This window comes from Sphingomonas sp. GW821-FHT10C01 (assembly GCF_059415525.1).
The window spans coordinates 55,887-70,285 of record NZ_JBWKNK010000004.1; the positions used below are offsets into that span (position 1 = coordinate 55,887).

14 protein-coding genes are annotated in these 14,399 nt (G+C 66.6%); 12 read left to right on the forward strand and 2 right to left on the reverse strand.

From position 1 onward, the window contains the following. The first annotated feature begins 9 nt into the window (after positions 1 to 9). The 10 genes from AC07M1_RS15970 to AC07M1_RS16015 are packed head-to-tail and all read left to right on the forward strand — an operon-like array spanning position 10 to position 9,463. Positions 10 to 1,599, forward strand: a complete 1,590-nt coding sequence (locus AC07M1_RS15970) for a pilus assembly protein TadG-related protein (protein ID WP_495163617.1) — start codon at positions 10 to 12, stop codon at positions 1,597 to 1,599. After that, complete coding sequence (locus AC07M1_RS15975; protein ID WP_495163618.1) at positions 1,596 to 2,087, forward strand: TadE/TadG family type IV pilus assembly protein; 492 nt, start codon at positions 1,596 to 1,598, stop codon at positions 2,085 to 2,087. The genes AC07M1_RS15970 and AC07M1_RS15975 overlap by 4 nt, the downstream gene beginning before the upstream one ends. Beyond that, positions 2,084 to 2,719, forward strand: coding sequence for a TadE/TadG family type IV pilus assembly protein (locus AC07M1_RS15980; protein WP_495163619.1), 636 nt, complete (start codon positions 2,084 to 2,086; stop codon positions 2,717 to 2,719). Before AC07M1_RS15975 ends, AC07M1_RS15980 begins: the two co-directional genes overlap by 4 nt. A gap of 10 nt (positions 2,720 to 2,729) precedes the next feature. Beyond that, positions 2,730 to 3,923 carry a CpaE/TadZ family protein gene (locus AC07M1_RS15985; RefSeq protein WP_495163620.1) on the forward strand — a complete coding sequence of 398 codons (1,194 nt, stop codon included), beginning with the start codon at positions 2,730 to 2,732 and terminating at the stop codon, positions 3,921 to 3,923. A 4-nt stretch (positions 3,924 to 3,927) separates the two neighbouring features. After that, complete coding sequence (locus AC07M1_RS15990; RefSeq protein ID WP_495163621.1) at positions 3,928 to 5,283, forward strand: TadA family conjugal transfer-associated ATPase; 1,356 nt, start codon at positions 3,928 to 3,930, stop codon at positions 5,281 to 5,283. Next, positions 5,284 to 6,285, forward strand: a complete 1,002-nt coding sequence (locus AC07M1_RS15995; protein WP_495163622.1) for a type II secretion system F family protein — start codon at positions 5,284 to 5,286, stop codon at positions 6,283 to 6,285. 4 nt (positions 6,286 to 6,289) lie between these two features. Further along, a complete protein-coding gene (locus tag AC07M1_RS16000; protein WP_495163623.1) occupies positions 6,290 to 7,264 on the forward strand; it encodes a type II secretion system F family protein in 975 nt (324 codons plus the stop codon). A gap of 2 nt (positions 7,265 to 7,266) precedes the next feature. Continuing rightward, positions 7,267 to 8,157 (forward strand): LytR C-terminal domain-containing protein, encoded by an 891-nt coding sequence (locus tag AC07M1_RS16005; RefSeq protein ID WP_495163624.1) that lies wholly within the window; start codon positions 7,267 to 7,269, stop codon positions 8,155 to 8,157. Next, positions 8,154 to 8,984: a hypothetical protein gene (locus AC07M1_RS16010; protein ID WP_495163625.1), complete on the forward strand. Its 831-nt coding sequence runs from the start codon at positions 8,154 to 8,156 to the stop codon at positions 8,982 to 8,984. The genes AC07M1_RS16005 and AC07M1_RS16010 overlap by 4 nt, the downstream gene beginning before the upstream one ends. Beyond that, on the forward strand, positions 8,981 to 9,463 hold the full coding sequence (locus tag AC07M1_RS16015; RefSeq protein WP_495163626.1) for an A24 family peptidase: 483 nt from the start codon (positions 8,981 to 8,983) through the stop codon (positions 9,461 to 9,463). Before AC07M1_RS16010 ends, AC07M1_RS16015 begins: the two co-directional genes overlap by 4 nt. A 148-nt stretch (positions 9,464 to 9,611) precedes the next feature. On the opposite strand, the gene AC07M1_RS16020 is transcribed toward AC07M1_RS16015, so the two are convergent. After that, positions 9,612 to 10,208 (reverse strand): TetR family transcriptional regulator C-terminal domain-containing protein, encoded by a 597-nt coding sequence (locus AC07M1_RS16020; RefSeq protein ID WP_495163627.1) that lies wholly within the window; start codon positions 10,206 to 10,208, stop codon positions 9,612 to 9,614. A 50-nt stretch (positions 10,209 to 10,258) separates the two neighbouring features. Here AC07M1_RS16020 and AC07M1_RS16025 point away from each other — a divergent pair, with 50 nt between their 5' ends. Both AC07M1_RS16025 and AC07M1_RS16030 read left to right on the forward strand, forming a co-directional pair. Beyond that, a complete protein-coding gene (locus tag AC07M1_RS16025; protein WP_495163628.1) occupies positions 10,259 to 11,440 on the forward strand; it encodes an aromatic ring-hydroxylating oxygenase subunit alpha in 1,182 nt (393 codons plus the stop codon). Positions 11,441 to 11,454: 14 nt separating this feature from the next. Further along, a complete protein-coding gene (locus tag AC07M1_RS16030) occupies positions 11,455 to 13,062 on the forward strand; it encodes a phytoene desaturase family protein (protein WP_495163629.1) in 1,608 nt (535 codons plus the stop codon). Here AC07M1_RS16030 and AC07M1_RS16035 read toward each other — a convergent pair. Further along, the gene (locus AC07M1_RS16035; protein ID WP_495163630.1) at positions 13,059 to 14,351 is read right to left on the reverse strand and encodes an amino acid permease; all 1,293 of its coding nucleotides are present in this window, start codon (positions 14,349 to 14,351) and stop codon (positions 13,059 to 13,061) included. The two genes, AC07M1_RS16030 and AC07M1_RS16035, sit on opposite strands and share 4 nt — an antisense overlap. Positions 14,352 to 14,399 lie beyond the last annotated feature (48 nt).

Consider the following 14,399-nt stretch of genomic DNA (forward strand, 5'->3'; position numbering starts at 1 on the left):
GAGGCGGCGATGCGAGCGCCCCGCGATCTGCTGTGGAACGAGGGCGGCGCGGTCGCCCCGATCGTCGCGATCGCGCTGTTCGGGTTGGTCGGTGCCGCTGGCCTGGCGTTCGACTATGCGCGGCTCGCGGGCATGGATACCGAGCTGCAGAGCGCGGCCGACCAGGCGGCGCTCGCCGCCGCGTCGCAGCTCGACGGGCTGACGGGCGCGCAGACCCGCGCGACATCCGCCGCGCGCAGCCTGATCGCCAACCGCGCGCTGTTCGCCAATGATGGGGTCGACCGGACCGTGACGGTGCCGACGATCGCCTTCTACTCGACGTTCGACGATACCGCGCGGACGGCGGCGACGGGTGACGCGGACTCGCATTTCGTTCAGGTCACCGTCGGCGCGCGCACGGCACGCTACGCGCTGACACCGGTGGTGCAGATTCTCAATTCCGGCGCGGTCAGCGCATCTGCCGCCGCCGGCGTCGGCACCGCGATCTGCAACGTGCCGCCGGTGATGGTGTGCAACCCGTCCGAACCGCTCAACAATGCCGACGAGCTGTTGGGATTCAGCCCCGCCACCGGGGTCGGGATGAAGCTGATCACCGGCAATGCCGACGCACCGGGCAATTTCGGCTGGCTCGAATCCAACGCCGGCAATGGCGCGAGTTCGCTTGCCGAGGCGCTGGGCTACAACAAGCCACCGGGCAATTGCTCGCCGATCACCGGCGTGACGACCAAGACCGGGATGAGCGCGTCGGTGCTGTCGGCGCTCAACACGCGCTTCGACGTGTTCTCCAACGGCAACCAGACCTGTCCGTCGCAGGATGGCGGCACCTGTTCGCCGTCGAGCAACAGCCGCAAGGATCTGGTCTGCACGTCGAACAACGGGGCGAGCTGTTCGAACGACAATTGGAGCGAGTCCAGCCGGCCCTATCGCCCGACCAGCGCGGCGGCGCTGCCGTCCAATGGCAGCGCGGATCCCGACATCATCGGCTTTCCGCGCGACCTGTGCCATGCGGTCGCGTCGTCGGCGCAGTGCGGCACGATGGGCACCGGCAGCTGGGATCGCGATGCCTATTTCCGGGTAAACTACAAGCTCAGCGGTTCGGGCGCCTGGACCGGCGCGACCGGCCTGTCGGCCAGCGCGACGCGCTACGACGTCTATAAATGGGAGATGGCGCACACCGCGATCACGGTGGGCGGGCAATCCTATGGCATTTCGGTCGCCCAGGGGCTGGGTGGCGGCAATGGGAATGGCAACGGGAATGGAAACGGTAATGGCAATGGGTCCCAGCCGACCGGGTTCGGACACCCCGCCACGGGCCGTAGCGGTCTGACCCCGGGCATCGAGGGCGACCGCCGGCGCATCTCGCTCGCGGTACTGAACTGCCGGGCGCTGTCGCTCCACGGCAAATCGACCAATGTGCCCGTCGCCAAATGGCTCGACGTGTTCCTGGTCGAACCGGCCTTCACCCGGAAGAGCGGCAACGTGTCCTATACGGATTCGAAGGAGGTCTATGTCGAGGTGATCGGCGAGACGCTGGCCGGGGCGAATGGCGTCAATCAGGCTCAGGTGGTGCGGCGCGACGTGCCGTATCTGCTGCAATGACGGGCCGGATGCTCTGGCGCTGCCGGTCGGGGTCGGTGGGGGTCGAGATGGCGCTGGTAACGCCGGTGATCCTGATCCTGATGTTCGGGCTGGTCGATCTCGGCAACTACTTCATGTCGGAACATGCCGTGGTGAAGGCGGTGCGCGACGGCGCGCGCTATGCCTCACGCCGGGGCTTTGCCGAATATAGCTGCGCATCGGCCTCAACCGATGTCGTGACCAAGACCCGCGCGATCACGCGGACCGGCACGATCAGCGGCGGGACGGCGCGACTGGTCGGCTGGACCGACCCCACCAGCGTGACGCTGAGCGTGCGCTGCGACAGCTCTGGCACCTATTCGGGGATCTACAAGGGCGCGGCGAATGGCGTGCCGGTGGTGAAGGTGTCGGCGGTGGTGCCGTACACGTCGCTGTTCAAGCACTTCGGCATCACCACGGCGACGATCAACCTGACCGCCGCGTCCGAAGTGCCGGTGATGGGCGTATGATCGCCCGCCGCCTTCTGGCCGATCGCGGCGGGGCGAGCGCGGTGGAGTTCGCGATCGTGCTGCCGCTGCTGATCGTCTTTCTGCTCGGCACCGTCGATCTCGCGCGCTTCCTGTGGGAGTGCAATCGCGCGGAGAAGGCAACGCAGACCGGCGCGCGCTATGCCGTGGTCACCGATATCGTGCCGGGCGGCCTCGCGGCGTACAGCTTCACCGTCAGCGGTGGACTGTTGCAGGGCGAAACGGTGCCGCAGGCGAGTTTCGCGGGGGCGAGCTGCGTCTCGACCGCGGTGACGGGGAACAATGCGACCGCGGTGAACTGCAGCTGCATCGGCGGCTCCTGCCCCTGGCTCGGCACCGCCAACCTTGCCGCGTTCAACAAGGTTGCGGCGCGGATGCGGCTGATCTTTCCGCGACTGACCGCCGCGAATGTCGAGATCCGCTACGAATATTCCGGGCTTGGCTATGCCGGCGATCCCAATGGCGCGGACGTCGCGCCGCTGGTGGTCGTCCGGCTGCGCAATGTCAGTTTCCGGCCGGTACTGATGAGCTTCTTCAAGACCAACAGCATCAGCCTGCCCGCGTTCAGTGCTTCGCTTACGCTCGAAGACGGGAACGGCAACGTGGCGAATTAGGAGTGACGATGTGGAAGTTCGTGGCGTGAGTGAATGGGGGCCAGGCGGCTGGCGGGTACGCAGCAGCGCGGTTGCGGTTGAGCTGGTCCTGTCCCAGGCGGAGATCGGCGCGAGCGAGATGGGGCCGAGCCGGCGCAACGACTTCGTCATCGATCTGACCGCGCTCGAACCGAATGTCGAAATCCCCAACGACATCGCCGCGCGTGCGCAGACCATCGTGGTCGAAGTATGCGCGAACGACCCCGGATCGATCCGGCGGCTTGAACGGCTTCGCGAGCGGCATCCGCGGCTGATCGTCGTCGCGGCGGCGCGCGATACGTCGCTCGCCACGGTGCGCGCGCTGCTCCGCGTGGGCGCGAGCGACGTCGTTTCGCTGCCACTGGTGCGCAGCGAGCTGGAAGCCGTGATCGAACGGCTCGGCGAGCAGATGGGGCAGAATGATCCCGCGCCCGGCAAGCTCGTCACCGTCATCAAGAGCGTGGGCGGCGTCGGCGCGACAGCGGTGGTGACTCAACTGGCCGCGCTCTATGCCTCGCGTGAGGGGAAGGCGGGGCGCGAGGCCGCGTTGTTCGACCTCGACCTGCAGAACGGCAATGTCGCGAGCTATCTGGGGCTGGAGGCGAGCCTGACCGTAGGCGACCTGCTCGACGCCGGATCGCGGCTCGACCTGGCGGTGCTGCGCTCGGTTCCGGCGAAACATGCCACCGGCCTCGCCGTCTTCGCCGCGCCGATCGATATCCTGCCGCTCGAATCGATCGATATCGATCAGGTCTGCACCCTCGTCGAGCTGGCGCGAACCAGCTACGACACGGTGTTCCTCGACTTGCCGAGCGACTGGACCAACTGGTCGCTGTCGCAGCTGGCGCGGGCGAGTACGATCCTGTTCGTGGTCGATCTGACCATCGCCAGCCTGTCCAAGGCGCAGCGCCAGCTCGCGTTGCTAGAACGACTGGGCATCGCGCCCGAGACGATCCGGATCGTCGTCAACCGGATCGAGAAGAAGCTGTTCCGGTCGATCGACCTGGGCGATGCCGAGCGCGTGCTGCGGCGGCCCGTGGCGTTCACGGTGAGCAACGACTTCCCGCTGATGATCGCGGCGCTGAACGAGGGAATTCTGGTCACCGACATCAAAAGCAAGAGCCGGATCGTCCGCGACATGGAGGCGATGATGGACGGTCTGGACGAGTTGCTGGGGCGGAGTTGAGGCGATGTGGCAGATCAAGAACAACACCCGCGTCGCGGATCGCTCCACCGCCCCGGTGATCGAGACCGAGAGCAAGACCGCCGACGCCGCGCGCTGGACCGAGTTGAAGGTCGAGCTGCACCAGCGGCTTCTGGACCAGATTAACCTTTCCGCGCTCGAGACGATGACGCCCGAGCTGATCCGGTCGGAGATCGGCGACATCGTCCAGGATCAGCTGGCGCTCCAGAAGCATGCGCTCAACCTCAACGAGCGACGGCAGCTGGTGAGCGACGTGCTGGACGAATTGCTGGGGCTGGGGCCGATCGAGCCGCTGCTCAAGGATCCAACGATCACCGATATCCTGATCAACGGCCCGCGGACCGTGTTCGTCGAACGCGGCGGCAAGCTGGAGGAGACCCCGGTCCGCTTCAAGGACGACCGGCATCTGCTGCGCATCATCCAGAAGATCGTTTCGGCGGTCGGTCGGCGAATCGACGAATCCGCGCCCTATGTCGATGCCCGGTTGGCCGACGGGTCGCGCGTCAACGCGGTGGTGCCGCCGCTCGCCGTCGACGGCCCGCTGATGTCGATCCGCAAATTCGCCAAGACGCCGATCACGATGGCGCGGCTGACCGAACTGGGCAGTATTCCGGAGGATATTGCGCAGGTTCTGGCCGCGATCGTGGAGGCGCGCCGCAACGTGCTGATCTCGGGTGGCACCGGATCGGGCAAGACGACGCTGCTCAACGCCATGTCCGCCTATATCGACGGGGCGGAACGGATCGTGACGATCGAGGATTCGGCCGAGCTCCAGTTGCAGCAGCGCCATGTCGTGCGGCTCGAGACGCGCCCCGCGAATATCGAAGGGGCAGGGGAGGTCACCCAGCGCGACCTGGTCAAGAACGCGCTGCGCATGCGCCCTGACCGCATCATCGTCGGCGAAGTCCGCGCCGGCGAAGCCTTCGACATGCTCCAGGCGATGAATACTGGCCATGACGGGTCGATGACCACTGTTCACGCCAACACGCCGCGCGACGCGCTGTCGCGGATCGAGCAGATGATCGGGATGAGCGGGATCGACATTCCGGTCAGCTCGTCGCGATCCCAGATCGCGTCCGCGATCAACGTCGTGATCCAGGTCGGGCGGCTGGGCGATGGCGGGCGCCGGCTGCTGAGCGTGTCCGAAATAACCGGGATGGAGAGCGATGTGATCTCGATGCAGGAGATCTTCCGCTTCCGCATGAGCGGTCGGGATGCCGATGGCACCGTACAGGGCAAGTTCGAAGCGACGGGCATTCGTCCCAAATTCATGCAGGAGCTGAGCGATCGCGGTATCGAACTTCCGGCCGGCCTATTCCGGCCCGAACTGGGGTTGCGCTAGATGAGCGATGCCACCCTTCGGATCCTGATCCTGTTGCTGATCTTCGGCGCGACCCTGTTTGCGGTCGACGTGGCGCTGCAATCGATCCGCAGTGCGCGGAACAAGCGGCACGCGGTCAACAAGCGGCTCGACATGATTGCGCATGGGGCGGATCAGACGATGATCGCTGCCAAGCTGCGCCGGGATTCGCTGGCGGGCGCGATCGATCTGCCCGGCATCCTGGGCGGACCTGGCAAAAGGCTTGAGAAGACGCTTCGCACCAGTGGGTTGCCGTTCTCGCCCGCCCAGATCGCGGCGTGGATGGCCATGGCGGCGTTCGGGATTCTCCTGGTGGCGCTGGCCATCGCGGCCATGACCGGCGTGGCGATCACGCTGGGCGTCGTCGTGATGATCGCGACCTTTGCCGGCGTGGTCGGTGTCGCGTTGCCGTTGCTGGCCTTCGCGCGCAAGGCCGATCGGCGGCACAAGAAGCTCATGGAGCAGTTCCCGGTCGCGCTCGACATCTTCGTGCGCGGGTTGCGGGCAGGCCACCCGGTCGCCGCCGCGCTCGACCTGCTGACGCGCGAGATGTCCGATCCGATCGGCAGCGAGTTTGGGCTGGCGGCGGACGAGGTAACCTATGGCGCCGATCTGCGGGACGCGCTGCACAACATGGCCGAGCGCTGCGACCTGGACGATATGCGGATGTTCGTGGTGTCGCTGGCGATCCAGAACGAGACGGGCGGCAATCTGGCCGAGATTCTCGAGAATCTGTCGAAGGTTATCCGCGAGCGCGCGAGCATGGCGATGATGGTCCGGGCGCTGAGTTCGGAAGGGCGGATGACGGGGACGATCCTGACCGTGCTGCCGCTGCTCGCGTTCACGGTGCTGTTCCTGCTCAACCCGGCTTTCTACCTCGATGTGGCGGGCGATCCTGCCTTCCTGACCGGCTTCGCGGCGTTGATCGTGCTCTACTTCATCGGCTTCTTCACGATCCGGCACATGGTGGATTTGAAGGTATGATGCGATGACCGCCGAATTCGCTCCGCAGCTGTCCCGCACCGTCATTCTGGTGCTGGTGTTCGTGCTGGCATCGGGATTGGCGCTGGCGACATCGACGCTGGTGCGCAACCGGTCGCGCGTACGGGCGCGGCTTCAGGCAATGTCGCGCGGCAGCGTCGTTGCGCCGGGCGCCGGATCGCTGCGTGGGGAGCAGCAATCGAGTGCCTGGCACAAGCTGATCAACACGATCGAGCGGAGCGGGCTTTCGCTCGCCGACACCAACGGCGCCGCGCTGTCGGACCGGCTGGGCGAGGCCGGGTTCGCTTCGCCCGTGGCGCCGCGGATCTACACGCTGATGCGGCTGGTCGCGACGCTGGGGCTGCCCGCATTGTTCGTGCTGTTCGCCACGCTGACCGGCCGGACGGGATCGTTGTTTCAGCTCTATGGGATCGGCGCTGCACTGGCGCTGGCTGGGCTATACTTGCCGAGTCTGTTCATCCGGGCACGGGTGGATCGGCGTCGCGAGCGGCTAACTCGCGACTTTCCCGACGCGCTCGACCTGATGCTCGTCTGCGTCGAGGCGGGGTTGGGGTTGGAGGCGGCGCTCGACCGGGTGGGGCGGGAGATGATGCAATCGCACCCACCGGTGGCGAAGCTGTTTGCCGGGGTGGTACTCGAGCTGCGCGCCGGCCGCAGCCGGGAGGATGCGTTGCACCGGATGGGTGAGCGCGCGCGGGTCGATCAGATCCGGTCCTTCGTGACACTGGTGATCCAGTCCGATCGGCTGGGGTCGAGCATCGGCAAGACCTTGCGCGTCTATGCCGCCGAGATGCGCGAGCGCCGTCGCCTGATGGCGGAGGAAAAGGCGCACAAGCTGCCCGTGCTGCTGTCGATCCCGCTGGTCGCGTGCATGCTGCCGGTGATGATCGGGGTGTTGATGCTGCCCGCGGGGATCCGGGTGGTCCGCGACCTGATCCCGGCGATGAGTGGAGGAGGATGAGGATGGCCGCCGCTCGCCCGTTGCTGCTTGCAGTCACCATGCTGGGCTTGCTCAACGGATGCGGAGCGTCGCGCAGCTTGTCGGGTATCCGGCCGGTTGGGGATATCGCGGTCGGGCAGACCAGCATCGCGGCCGGCAACGTGCTGGTCGAGCGCGGCCAATATGGGCTGGCGATCGCCGCCTATCGGCGTGTGCTGCGCGTCGACCCCGCAAGCAGCACGGCGCGCGAGGGCCTGGCGATCGCGTATGAAATGCTGGGCCGGGCGGACCTGGCGGATCGTTATTATCAAGAGGCGCTGGCGCTGGCGCCGCACAACCCGCGCATCTATCAGAATTTTTCGGCATTCCTTCGCGCGCAGCGGCGGGATGCCGATGCGGCGCGGTTGATGGCGGATATGCGGATCGCGCTGCCCGATACCGAGGTGGTGTCGGCTTCGCCGCCGCCGCCGCGCGTGGAGACCGCGCCGGTGGAGGTAGTCGCCACGGAACCCGATGTCCGGCTGATCAGGCAATCCGACCACGCGACATTGGTGGTGACCATGCCGCGTCAGGCGGCTCCATCGGCGGTGACATCGACCCCGGCGGCCCCTGCGCCGCCGACCGGCCTTCGTCCGCTGCGCATCGTCAACGCCGTCGGGCGGCATGGGGTCGCGCGCCAAACCGCGATGCTGTTGACCCGGCATGGGTTCGCCGGGGCCGAGACCGGAGACGCCGCGTTCAAGCTGAAGCGCAGCCGCATCCTCGTTCCGCCGCGCAATCGCGATCTGGGCGAACACCTGTCGCGAAACCTGCCCTTTGCGGTGCGGATCGAGGAGAATGCGCGGGCCGACCGGGTCCAGATCCTGATCGGCGCGGACGCGGTGCCTGCGCTGATGCGGGCGCGCGGGACATGAGGGGAGCAGCGGCGCTGACAGCGGCCGGGGTGATGCTGGCCCTGTGCGGACCGGTGAAGGCGTCTGAAAATGGGGATCTGGCGGTGATTGCCGCGGCGATTCGTGCCGGGCGGTTGATCCAGGCGGAGGTGATGCTGGAACGGCTGCCCGCACCTTCCAGCTCAGACGAGGCGGAGGCGGTCGCGGATGTCCGCGGGCAGTTCGCGCTCGCAACCGATGCTTCCGAACAGGCGCTGCGCATCTTCGAGATGCTCCGTGTCGCGAAGCCCGAGCAGTGTGGCTATGTCCGGGACTTCGGTGTCGCGGCGGCGCGGATGGAGGATGTTCGCGCGCTCGATGCACTGCAGGATGCCGAGCCGCGCTGCGCGACGTGGCAGAGCGAGCAGACTTTGGGCGTGATCCGCGCGCGGATGCGGCGCTGGGACGCGAGCGAACAGGCCTTTGCGCTGTCGCTACGGCTATCCGCCGGCAATGCGGTGACGCTCAACAACCGTGCCTTCGCCCGGATCGAGCAGGCGCGCTATGACGATGCGCTGGACGACCTGCGCACCGCATTGCGAAGCGCACCGGGAGATCGGCGGATCGCCAACAACATCGACTTGGTGGAGGGTGCACGCGGAAACAGGCCTCGGCGGCGGCAAGGCGAGGATGATGACGGTGCCTGGGCAACGCGCCTGACATTTGCCGCAAAGGGGGCGTTGCGCGCCGGCCGGACCGAGCTGGCGCGCGCGTTGCTGGCGCAGGCCGTCGAGGTTAGCCCATATCATGCGAGCGAACCGAGCGCGCTGCTGGCCGGGCTGGCCGATACCGGGGGAGGGGTGCCGTGATCACCAATATGCTGCTGGGCGCATTGCTGCTGCTGCTGGCGTCGGCGGCGGTACAGGATGTGTATCAGCTCCGGATTTCCAATGCCATTCCGGTGGCGATCTTCCTCCTGTTCCCGGCCTATGCGCTCGTCAAAGGCGCGGATGCGACGATCTGGCAGAATGGCGCGGTGTTTCTTGTCGTACTCACGCTCGGAATTCTCGCCTTTGGCGCGCACTGGCTGGGCGGGGGTGACGTCAAGCTGTTGGCCGCGACCGCTCTTTGGTTCGACATCAGCGGCGCGGCATGGCTGATCGGATTAATCGCGATCCTGGGGGCGGCGATCGCATTGCTGTTCATCTTCTTCCGCCGCATCATTCCCGAACCCGCTCTGCTTCGTTCAGGTATGGTTTCGCTCAAGCGTCGAGGCCCAATCCCCTATGGCCTAGGGATCGCGAGCGGAGCGATCGCCGCGATCGCGATGGGGTATGTAAGCCCCTAGGTCACGCCAGCTGCCGACACGCGTCGAAAGGTCGCGCCAAGGGTTGACCTGGGTGCTATCCGAAGGTCCGTCTCGTCAATCGGCAGGCGCTGCATGCGGTTCGGTCGAACGCCTCCATGTCCGGAGCCCCTGACCCGCTCGGCGCGCATCACCCATCAAACAACGCGCCGATCTGCGCTTCCGCGATCATGCGCGCTTCGCTCGCGTCAAGCACGGCGGGGGACAGGCAAAGTTCGAGCCACAGGCCATCGACCAGCGCGGCAATCGCGATCGCCGCGCGGCGGCGCTCGGCTTGGGGTAGCCCACATGCAGCGAGCAGCGCCTCCAGTTCGCCGCGATAATGCGCATATTGCGCGTCATGGAGCGCGGCAATCTCGCCTCGAGCCATCACCAGTCCCCAGAATGCCGTCCAGGTCGCGAGCAGGGCGCGATCGGCAATCGGAGGCGCAAAGCTTGCCGCGACATAGGCCAGAAGCCGGGCACGGGGATCGTCACCCGCATCCGACACCGCCGTGTCGAGCGCGGCTGCCACCTGCTCCCCAACATGGGCATAGGTCGCGGCGATCAACGCATCGACCCCGCCGAAATGATGCGCGACCAGCCCCGGCGAAACTCCGGCCTCCACCGTGATCGCCCGCACCGACGCGCCGCTCGCCCCGTCACGCGCCAGCACGCGGGCGGTCGCTTCGATCAGCGACAGGCGTCGCGCATCGGGTTCGGCGCGGGTGAAACCAGGCTTGCTCATCGCGCGAGCTTATTATACGATCGTATAACAAGCAAATTGCGGAGCCGGTCATGGCAACTCTTGCCCCTTTGCCCGAACCAGGACGCGATCCGGACGCTGACTGGTCGCTGCCCGGTTGGATTTATACCGATCCCGAGTTCCTCGAACTCGAGACCGCGCGCATCCTGCGCCCGTCGTGGCAGATCGTCTGCCACGAGAGCGACCTTGCGGAGCCGGGCGACTGGCGCACGCTTTCCTATCTGGGCGAGAATGTCGTCGCGGTGCGGGGACGTGACGGAACGATCCGCGCCTTCCACAATGTCTGTCGCCACCGCGCGATGCGAATCGTCGAGGGCGACGCGGGCTGCGCGAAGAAGCTGGTCTGTCCCTATCATGCCTGGGCCTATGAGTTGGATGGGCGGCTGTCGGGCGTGCCGATGCGGCAGGACTATCCGGCATTGGATATGGAAGCGAGCGGGCTTGCTCCCGTGGACCTCGCCACCTGGCGCGGTTTCGTGTTCGTACGGCTCGAAGATGATGGTGGCCCTTCGCCCGCCGAGATGATGTCGCCTTACGACCATGAGATCGCGCCGTATCGGTTCGAGGATATGCGCCGGATCGGTGACGTCCGCACGCGCCATCGCGCGGTCAACTGGAAGAATGTCGGCGACAATTATTCGGATAATCTCCACATCCCGGTCGCGCATGACGGGCTGACCCGGCTGTTCGGTAAATCCTATGCGATCGAGGCGTCGGGCTGGGTCGACAAGATGTCGGGCTATCTGGTCGACCGTATTTCCGGCAATCCGTGGGAAGCCTTTTACCAGCGGCACCTGCCGCGCGTCGATCATTTGCCCGAGGCGAACCAGCGGCTGTGGCTTTATTATAAGCTGTGGCCGAACATGGCGTTCGACATCTATGCCGACCAGATCGACTTCATGCAGTGGCTGCCGGTCTCGCCCACGACCTGCGTGCTGCGCGAGATGACGTTCGCGCTGCCGGATGACAGGCGGGAGATGAAGCTGGCCCGCTACGCCAATTGGCGGATCAACCGCGTGGTCAATGCCGAGGACACCTGGCTGATCGAGCGGGTGCAGCAGGGCATGGCATCGAGCAGCTACACCGCCGGGCCGATCGGCGCGAGCGAGGTGTGCCTGCGCAGCTTCGCCGCGAAGCTTCGCGTGCTCATTCCCGAGGCGAGGCTGCATCGCGCGCCCGCGCCGGGCTGGTCGCGCCGCCCACACACGCTCTGAGATCGGGGGGAAGCATGAAGAGATACGATGCGATCGTCATCGGGGGCGGGCATAATGGCCTCGTCTGCGCCTTCTATCTCGCCCGCGCGGGGCTGAAGGTCCGGGTGCTGGAACGGCGCGATGTCGTCGGCGGGGCTGCGGTGACGGAGGAGTTCCATCCCGGCTTCCGCAACTCGACCGCGAGCTACACCGTCAGCCTGCTGCGGCCCAAGGTGATCGCCGACATGAAGCTGCACGAACGTGGCTGGCGGATCGTCGAGCGGACGATCAGCAATTTCTTCCCGCATGACGACGGCTATCTCAAGCTTGGCGGCGGCACGGCGCGCACTCAGGCCGAGTTCGCGCGCTTCTCGCAAAAGGACGCCGAGACCTTCCCGCGCTATGAGGAAGCTCTGGAGCGCGTCGCCGAAGTGCTGCGCGACCTGGCGCTCAAGACTCCGCCCAATGCCGGAGGCGGGCTGCGCGCGCTGCTCGCGGCGGCGGTGCAGGGCAAGCGGCTCGCGCGCATGAGCGTCGAGGCGCAGCGCGACGTGATGGACCTGTTCGTCAAGTCCGCGCGCGATTTCCTCAACGGCTGGTACGAGAACCCGTATATCCAGGCCGCATTCGGCTTCGACGCTGTGGTCGGCAACTATGCCAGCCCGGATACACCGGGATCGGCCTATGTCCTGCTCCACCACGTCTTTGGCGAGATCAACGGCAAGAAGGGCATGTGGGGTCACAGCGTCGGCGGCATGGGCGCGATCACGCGCTACATGGCCGAGGCCGCTGAAGAGGCCGGGGTCGAGATCAGCCTGGAGGCACCAGTTGCCAAGGTGCTGGTCGATGGCGGCAAGGTTGCCGGTGTGCGGCTGGAAAGCGGCGAGGAGATCGCCGCGCCGATCGTCGCGTCGAATGTCGGCCCCGCTTTGCTCTATCGCCAGCTTGTCGATCGCGGCGACATGCCCGGCGAATTCGCCCGGCGAATGGACGGCTACAAGACCGGATCGGGCACCTTCCGGATGAACGTCGCGCTTAGCGAACTCCCCGACTTCAGCGTGCTGCCGGGCAAGGAGAAGGCCGAGCATCACACCGCCGGCATCATCATCTCGCCGACGCTCGACTATATGGACAAGGCCTTCACCGACGCGAAGGCGAAGGGCTGGTCCGATGCGCCGATCGTCGAGATGAAGCTTCCCACCAGCGTCGACGACAGCCTTGCCCCGCCGGGGATGCACATCGCGTCGCTGTTCTGCCAGCAGTTCGCGCCCGTTCTGCCCGATGGCCGCAACTGGGACGCGGAGCGCGAGCAGGCGGCCGACGTCATCATCGACACGGTCACGCGACACGCGCCCAATTTCCGCAACTCGATCCTCGGCGTGCAGATCCACTCACCGCTCGACTTGGAGCGCAAGTTCGGGCTGATCGGCGGCGACATCATGCACGGGCACATGTCGCTCGACCAGCTATGGGCGTCGCGGCCGATGCTGGGGCATGGCGACTATCGCGGGCCGATCAAGGGACTCTATATGTGCGGCGCTGGCACGCATCCCGGCGGCGGCGTCACCGGCGCGCCGGGGCACAATGCCGCGCACGAGATCCTGCGGGATCGCTCGTTCGTGCGGCGGATCCTGCCGGTCTAGCGCGTGCGCCGCACCCATAGGAACACGGGCAGGCCAAGCGCGAGCAGGCCGAGGCCCCAGAGATTTGCGCGCAGGCCGAGGCCGTAGATCATCCACAGCACGAACAGGCCCGCGACGATTGCAGCCAGCATCGCCGCGCGGTCGCCGGCGAGCAGTTTGAGCGCGGCGAGCGCGCTGACGAAATAGGCGAGCATCCCGGCGGCGAGGCTGATCGTCGCGATATCCGCAAACAACGTGCCGGTGCGCCCGGTATAGTTGAGCGCCATCACGATCGTGACCAGCACTCCCGACACAAGATGCGCGCGTGCCGGTGTGCCGTGGCTACTTTCCTTGCCGAACCAGGCGGGGAAGACTCCGCCGCGTGCCATCGCCCAGGGCATCTCGCCCTGAAGCAGGATGAAGCCGTTGAGCGCGCCGAGTGCGCTGATCGCGGCGAAGATCGCCGCGATCTCCAGCGCGCCCGTCCCCCAGGCGCGGCCGAGGAAGACGGCGAGCGGAGCGGGGGAGGCGGCGGTGACGTCCGCCGGCATCATCAGCCCGATCGCGCCGGCGACCAGCAAATAGACCAGCCCGGTCAGCGCAGTGCCGAGCAACGTCACGAGCGGCACGATCCGCGCCGCGTCCTTGACCCGATCGGCCGGAACCGTTGCCGATTCGACGCCGAGGAATCCCCAGAAGGTCAGCGCGACGGCGGCGGAGATCGCGCCCGCGCTGATCGGCACCGAGGGGTTGACGATGATCGCCGACCGGCCGTCCGCGAGCAGCAGCCACAGTGCGAGCAGGATGATCGCGACGAGCGGGACGAGCTTCGTGACCGCAGTCACGAGCTGAATACGGCCCGCCAGCGCAACGCCGCGGATGTTGATCCCGACCAGCACCCAGATCAGCAGCAGCGCCGTCGCAAACGCTGGCAGCCCGCTCGCAATTCCCGGAAATGGCACGCTGAGTGCGCTCACCACCGCGATCGCCAGCGCGCCGTTGCCCGCCCAGATCAGGATCCAGTAGCTCCAGGCGACGGCGAAGCCGACCACCGGTCCGAACGCCGCATCGGCAAAGGCATAGGGGCCGCCCGCGCAGGGTAGCTTCGCCGCGAGCCGTGCGAACACGAAGGCCAGCGTCATCGCGCCGGCGATCGTCGCGACCCAGCCGATCAGTGCGTTGGTTCCGAGCGGCGCGAGGGTCGCGGGCAGCAGATAGATGCCCGATCCGATCATGTTGCCCACCACCAGCGCCAACGCCGGCCAGAAGCCGAGCGCGCGACGTGGCGTTGACGGGACTCCATCGGCCATGTGCCTTTGTCGTCACGACGATGGCATCCGTCCAGCGGGAAAAATGCG

Excerpts from the sequence above, each read along its gene's own strand:
- AC07M1_RS15970 (WP_495163617.1), top strand. The coding sequence starts at position 10 with ATGCGAGCGCCCCGCGATCTGCTGTGGAACGAGGGCGGCGCGGTCGCC.
- AC07M1_RS15975 (WP_495163618.1), top strand. The coding sequence starts at position 1,596 with ATGACGGGCCGGATGCTCTGGCGCTGCCGGTCGGGGTCGGTGGGGGTC.
- AC07M1_RS15980 (WP_495163619.1), top strand. The coding sequence starts at position 2,084 with ATGATCGCCCGCCGCCTTCTGGCCGATCGCGGCGGGGCGAGCGCGGTG.
- AC07M1_RS15990 (WP_495163621.1), top strand. The coding sequence starts at position 3,928 with ATGTGGCAGATCAAGAACAACACCCGCGTCGCGGATCGCTCCACCGCC.
- AC07M1_RS15995 (WP_495163622.1), top strand. The coding sequence starts at position 5,284 with ATGAGCGATGCCACCCTTCGGATCCTGATCCTGTTGCTGATCTTCGGC.
- AC07M1_RS16000 (WP_495163623.1), top strand. The coding sequence starts at position 6,290 with ATGACCGCCGAATTCGCTCCGCAGCTGTCCCGCACCGTCATTCTGGTG.
- AC07M1_RS16005 (WP_495163624.1), top strand. The coding sequence starts at position 7,267 with ATGGCCGCCGCTCGCCCGTTGCTGCTTGCAGTCACCATGCTGGGCTTG.
- AC07M1_RS16010 (WP_495163625.1), top strand. The coding sequence starts at position 8,154 with ATGAGGGGAGCAGCGGCGCTGACAGCGGCCGGGGTGATGCTGGCCCTG.
- AC07M1_RS16020 (WP_495163627.1), bottom strand. The coding sequence starts at position 10,208 with ATGAGCAAGCCTGGTTTCACCCGCGCCGAACCCGATGCGCGACGCCTG.
- AC07M1_RS16025 (WP_495163628.1), top strand. The coding sequence starts at position 10,259 with ATGGCAACTCTTGCCCCTTTGCCCGAACCAGGACGCGATCCGGACGCT.
- AC07M1_RS16030 (WP_495163629.1), top strand. The coding sequence starts at position 11,455 with ATGAAGAGATACGATGCGATCGTCATCGGGGGCGGGCATAATGGCCTC.
- AC07M1_RS16035 (WP_495163630.1), bottom strand. The coding sequence starts at position 14,351 with ATGGCCGATGGAGTCCCGTCAACGCCACGTCGCGCGCTCGGCTTCTGG.